The sequence below is a fragment of the Marinobacter sp. genome, from assembly GCF_035268745.1.
GTDB lineage: Bacteria > Pseudomonadota > Gammaproteobacteria > Pseudomonadales > Oleiphilaceae > Marinobacter.
Map to the genome: position 1 here is coordinate 1 of NZ_DATFKH010000125.1, position 5,076 is coordinate 5,076.

Below are 5,076 nucleotides of genomic sequence, written 5' to 3' on the forward strand. Positions count from 1 at the left end.
GGTTTCGGTTTGCGGGTTTCACTGACCTTGCCCGGCGCTGCCTCGGAACTTGAACCCCGGATCATTCCAAACAGGGTATCCAGTTCGGGTCCGGTCAGATCCCGCCATTCGCCAACCCTCAGTCCCTTCAGGCCGATATTCATGATGCGAACGCGCTCGAGTCTGGTGACCTCGAATTCAAAGAATTCGCACATCCGGCGGATCTGCCTGTTAAGCCCCTGCACCAGAGTGATTCGGAACACGTCCTTCGACACCTTCTCGACCTTGCAGGGTTTGGTGACTGTGCCGAGAATCGGTACGCCAGTGCTCATGCCCTTGATGAATTCATCGGTCACCGGCCGGTTGACGGTGACCAGATATTCTTTTTCATGATTATTGCCGGCCCGCAGGATCTTGTTGACCAGATCACCGTTGCTGGTGAGGAAAATCAGCCCCTGGGAGTCTTTATCCAGCCGGCCAATCGGGAAAATCCGTTCGCCGTGTCCGACGTGGTTAACAATATTGCGGCGCTCCGCCGGATCGGTGGTACTGACCACCCCGACAGGCTTGTTCAAAGCAATGAAAATCAGATCCTGCTCGTCTCTGGGCTCCACTTCCTGACCATTGACGGTAACCGCATCGCCCGGCAATACCTGATCTCCCACCTGGGCCGGTTTGCCATTGATCGCAACATTGCCGTTTGCAATATAACGGTCAGCCTCGCGACGGGAACACAGGCCGCTTTCGCTGATGTATTTGTTGAGGCGGGTGGAGTTTTTTCCGGGCATCGGTGTCCTGTCAGAATCGGGGCAAGGGTTTTACAACCATGCATCATCCCACCGCAATCCACAGCTGGGCAACTAGACATAACTGAAGCGCTTGCGGTACTGCTCCATGGTACAGCCAGCCAACCGTTTGAAAAGACGCCGGACCGGGCTGGCGTCTTCATAGCCGATACTCCAGATAATTCGCGCCGTCTGCGCATGGGTCGGCGTGATCACGAGTTATACCCGGCTCAAGCATGGCGGCAAGAGCCATCGCGGACGGACTTCAGTCGGGGCATCTGGTCACGCTGGCGCCTCCGGCCAGTCAGTCCGGGACAGGACGGATCTGGAGCTACTGTCTCGCTCACTGACCCAGCGCGGCGTCGTCGTCATTGACGAGGACGATACCGCTATTGCGCCAGGGGAAAGTGAAACAATCTCTGCCAACTGGCAAACCGCCGAAGTTGTGCGCACCAGTGGCCTGGGGCACCACCGACTGCTGAGGAGTCCGCTGGTTATTGATAGCGTTCTTCAGGGGCTGAGCCGGTCGGTCGACAGGGCCTGATTGTAGAAGCGGCCATCGTCGGTGCGAGCAGGAAGCAGAAGCACCCGGTGGCCGTGCTTAATCATCATCCCGCTGCCCCAGTGCCACTCGGGCCATGAGATCTTCCACCCGGCGAATGGTTTCAGCGTCTCCTTTCTTGCCCGCCAGCACCACCTGGGACCCGATGGTCGCCACATACATCAGCAGCGACAGGTCGCGGATACGCTGGGGGTCCTGGCTCAGGCGCTGGTAAAGCTCACAGTTCTGATCGATACGGGCTTCGTCGACTTCATTGACCAGGCCGGCAGCGTAGTCGTTACGCCGGGCATAATCCCGCACCGCCAGTTCCACCTGCAGGCGGCGGATGTTGCGGGAGGCATCGGTCAGCAGCAGTTCCAGAATCTGCCGCAGCTCGGTCTCCACATCGCCGCCCTGGGGTTTCCAGTACTGCAATTCATGCAGCCGCCGATCCCGCCAGCGGTTCAGAAAGCTGACTACCAGATCTTCATGATCTTTGAAGTGCCAATAAAAACTGCCCCGGGTGACCCCCAGTTTGCTGGCAAGTGTCAGCACCCGCAGGTTACCGAAGCCGCCGGCGGCAACCTCACCGGCGGCGCCGTCCAGCCAGTCATCGCGGGTAAGCTGGGGTCTGTCTTTGGACGTTCGGCGACGGGTTTTTGTGGGTCTGGCGTCGGTCATCTGGAATTACATCCTGTGGCTGGCTCTGGGTGGTGCATTTTACATTGTTAGACTGAGAGTCCGTGCCCTCGTAAGCGGACAGGTCTTTCCAGAACACGCTGTAAATACCTCCCTGTACGCTCGGCCTCCGCCATCCCTGGCTCCGGACGGTTCTGGAAAGACCTGTCCGCTTACTCCGACGTTCAGCATCGGATCACTCCATCTGGAAATCGTTGACCGCACCCTGAACATACATTAGTGTATGGCCTAACAATACACCAGTGTACGGAGAATTCAACAGATCCCTCCGAACACCTCGCAACCAATCCGATGCCAGTATCCGGGAGCCACCCCATGAGTTCTGCCCACTACGACGTGAACGGCGCTATCGCCGTCATTCGCCTGGACAACCCGCCGGTCAACGGCCTCGGCCTTGAATTACGCCGTGGCATTGTTGACGGCATTGTCAGGGCCGAAGCCGACGACGCGGTAAAAGCCGTGGTCCTGATCGGCTCTGACCGCGTCTTCTCCGGCGGCGCCGATATCAGCGAGTTCGGCACGGACAGGGCGGCGGCTGAGCCGAATCTGATTACGGTCATCAACTATGTGGAAACCAGTCGCAAGCCGGTGATCGCGGCCATCAGCGGTGCCTGCATGGGCGGCGGGCTGGAGCTGGCCCTGGGCTGCCATTACCGCGTCGCCAGGCCGGACGCACAGATTGCCCTGCCGGAAGTGAAGCTCGGCCTGTTGCCGGGTGCCGGCGGTACCCAGCGCCTGCCCCGGGTGATTGGCGCCGAGCACGCCGTCAACATGATTGTCTCCGGCAGCGTCGTGCCCGCGAAACAGTTCAAGGGCAGCGCGCTGTTTGATGAAATCGTCGATGGTGAACTGCTTGATGCCGCCATCGCCTGTGCCAACAAAGTGATCAGCGAAAACCTGCCGCTGAAAAAAGTGCGCGATCTGAAGGCCGAACATCCCAACCCGGAAGGCTTCTTCATGTTCACCCGCAACACCGTGAGAGCCATGGCCCGGAACTATCCGGCACCGCTGAAGTGCGTCGACGCCGTGAAAGCGGCCGTGACCCTGCCGTTCGACAAGGGCATGGAAGTGGAGCGCGAAGCCTTCGTCAATCTGATGCAGACCCCCGAATCCCGTGCCCTGCGCCATGCGTTTTTCTCCGAGCGCCTGACCAGCAAGATTGCCGATGTGCCGTCTGATACCCCGACCCGCGACATCAAGGCGGTGGGCGTCATCGGCGGCGGCACCATGGGTACCGGCATCAGCATCAACTTCCTGAACGCCGGTATTCCCGTCACCCTGGTGGAAATGAAGCAGGAAGGCCTGGACCGTGGTGTTGCGGCCATCCGCAAAGTCTATGAAGGCCGGGTCAAAAAAGGCCGCATGAGCGAAGACGACGCCGAGACCAGGATGGCACTGCTGACGCCGTCACTGAGCTATGACGACCTGGGCAAGGTCGATCTGGTCATTGAGGCCGTCTTTGAAGAGATGGGCGCCAAGCAGTCCGTATTCGAGAAACTGGACGAAGTCTGCAAACCCGGCGCCATCCTCGCCTCCAACACCTCCACCCTGGATCTGAACAGGATCGCCAGCTTCACCCGGCGCCCGGAAGACGTCATCGGCCTGCACTTCTTCGGCCCGGCGAACATCATGAAACTGCTGGAAGTGGTACGTGGTGAAAAGACCGCGAAAGACGTCCTGGCCACCGCGATGAAGCTGGCGAAGGCCATCAAGAAGACCGCGGTGGTCTCGGGTGTCTGCGACGGCTTTATCGGCAACCGCATGATCAACCAGTACCAGCGCGAAGCGCTGCTGATGCTGGAAGAAGGCGCCAGCGTGCAGCAGATCGACAAGGCCATCGAAAAGTTCGGTTTTGCCATGGGCCCACTACGTATGGCCGACCTGGCTGGCGGCGATATCGGCTGGGCCATCCGCAAGCGCCAGTACCAAGAGAACCCGGACATGGTGAGGATGGTCGTGGCCGACCGTCTGTGCGAAATGGGCCGTTACGGCCAGAAGACCGGCGCCGGGTTCTACCGCTACGAACCGGGCAACCGCAACGCCCTGCCCGACCCGGAAGTGGACAGGGTAGTTGACGAAGTCCGCGCCGAGCTGGGCATCACCCCGCGCAAGATCAGCAACCAGGAAATTGTCGAGCGCTGTGTCTACGCCCTGGTCAACGAAGGCGCCCGGATTCTGGATGAAGGTATCGCCCAGCGCGCCTCCGACATCGACATGGTCTATCTGGCCGGTTACGGCTTCCCGGTGTTCCGCGGCGGCCCCATGCATTACGCCGAGGAGGTCGGGCTGCCCAACGTGGTCCGCGCCATGCAGGCCTTTACCGAGGACCGGCACACCCAGCCAGGTTTCTGGGAGCCGGCGGCCCTGCTGGCCAGGCGCGCGAAGGAAGGCAAGGGTTTTGATGCCAGATAACCGGTCCACGAATTGATTCGGAGAATTATTATGTCCAATGACGTTGTCATCGTATCCACTGCCCGCACGCCCCTGGCCAAATCCTGGCGCGGCGGCCTGAACATCACCCACGGTGCTACTTTGGCCGGCCACGCCATCCAGCACGCGGTCGAGCGCTCGAAAGTCGATCCCGACGAAATTGAAGACGTGCTGATGGGCTGCGCCCTTCCCGAGGGCTCCACCGGTAACGACGTCGCCCGCATGGGTGCAATCCGCGCGGGCCTGCCGGTATCAGTAGCGGGCGCCACCATCAACCGCTTCTGCTCCTCCGGCTTGCAGGCAATCGCCATGGCCGCCCACCACATTGCCGTGGACCGGGTACCGGTGATGGTCGCCGGTGGCGTCGAATCCATCTCCACCGTGCAGGCCAATATCAACCAGAACTACCTGATGGAACCCTGGCTGGCCAAGAACAAGCCCGAGCTCTACTGGTCCATGCTGGACACCGCTGAAACCGTGGCCAAACGCTACGGCATCAAAAAAGAGGACATGGACGAGTACGGCGTTCGCAGCCAGAACCTGGCAGACAAAGCTCGTGAAGACGGCAGGTTCGACGACGAAATCGTGCCGATTACCACCACCATGGGCGTGGCTGACAAAGCCACCGGACAGCTCAGCAGC

The 5,076-nt window shown here is 60.3% G+C and carries 5 protein-coding genes and 1 pseudogene; 3 read left to right on the forward strand and 3 right to left on the reverse strand.

The genetic code is table 11. The annotated features are described in order from the left end of the window. Together rluF and VJ956_RS10195 are read right to left on the reverse strand one after the other, a co-directional pair. Positions 1-767 (reverse strand): 23S rRNA pseudouridine(2604) synthase RluF (rluF, locus tag VJ956_RS10190; RefSeq protein ID WP_324084440.1); only part of this gene is annotated, 767 nt, incomplete at its 3' end. Positions 768-839: 72 nt separating this feature from the next. Next, positions 840-980, reverse strand: a complete 141-nt coding sequence (locus VJ956_RS10195) for a hypothetical protein (RefSeq protein ID WP_324084442.1) — start codon at positions 978-980, stop codon at positions 840-842. Here VJ956_RS10195 and VJ956_RS10200 point away from each other — a divergent pair. After that, a complete protein-coding gene (locus tag VJ956_RS10200) occupies positions 973-1,308 on the forward strand; it encodes a hypothetical protein (RefSeq protein WP_324084444.1) in 336 nt (111 codons plus the stop codon). The two genes, VJ956_RS10195 and VJ956_RS10200, sit on opposite strands and share 8 nt — an antisense overlap. A gap of 57 nt (positions 1,309-1,365) precedes the next feature. Here VJ956_RS10200 and VJ956_RS10205 read toward each other — a convergent pair whose 3' ends face one another. Continuing rightward, positions 1,366-1,986, reverse strand: a complete 621-nt coding sequence (locus tag VJ956_RS10205) for a TetR/AcrR family transcriptional regulator (protein WP_324084446.1) — start codon at positions 1,984-1,986, stop codon at positions 1,366-1,368. Positions 1,987-2,319: 333 nt separating this feature from the next. Here VJ956_RS10205 and VJ956_RS10210 point away from each other — a divergent pair, with 333 nt between their 5' ends. Together VJ956_RS10210 and VJ956_RS10215 are read left to right on the forward strand one after the other, a co-directional pair. Beyond that, complete coding sequence (locus tag VJ956_RS10210) at positions 2,320-4,416, forward strand: 3-hydroxyacyl-CoA dehydrogenase NAD-binding domain-containing protein (protein ID WP_324084449.1); 2,097 nt, start codon at positions 2,320-2,322, stop codon at positions 4,414-4,416. A 30-nt stretch (positions 4,417-4,446) separates the two neighbouring features. After that, positions 4,447-5,076 (forward strand): annotated as a pseudogene (locus tag VJ956_RS10215) (acetyl-CoA C-acyltransferase); the annotation flags it as partial.

What these genes read in the sequence shown, in the direction of transcription:
- VJ956_RS10205 (WP_324084446.1), bottom strand. Translation starts at nt 1,986, where the DNA reads ATGACCGACGCCAGACCCACAAAAACCCGTCGCCGAACGTCCAAAGAC.
- VJ956_RS10210 (WP_324084449.1), top strand. Translation starts at nt 2,320, where the DNA reads ATGAGTTCTGCCCACTACGACGTGAACGGCGCTATCGCCGTCATTCGC.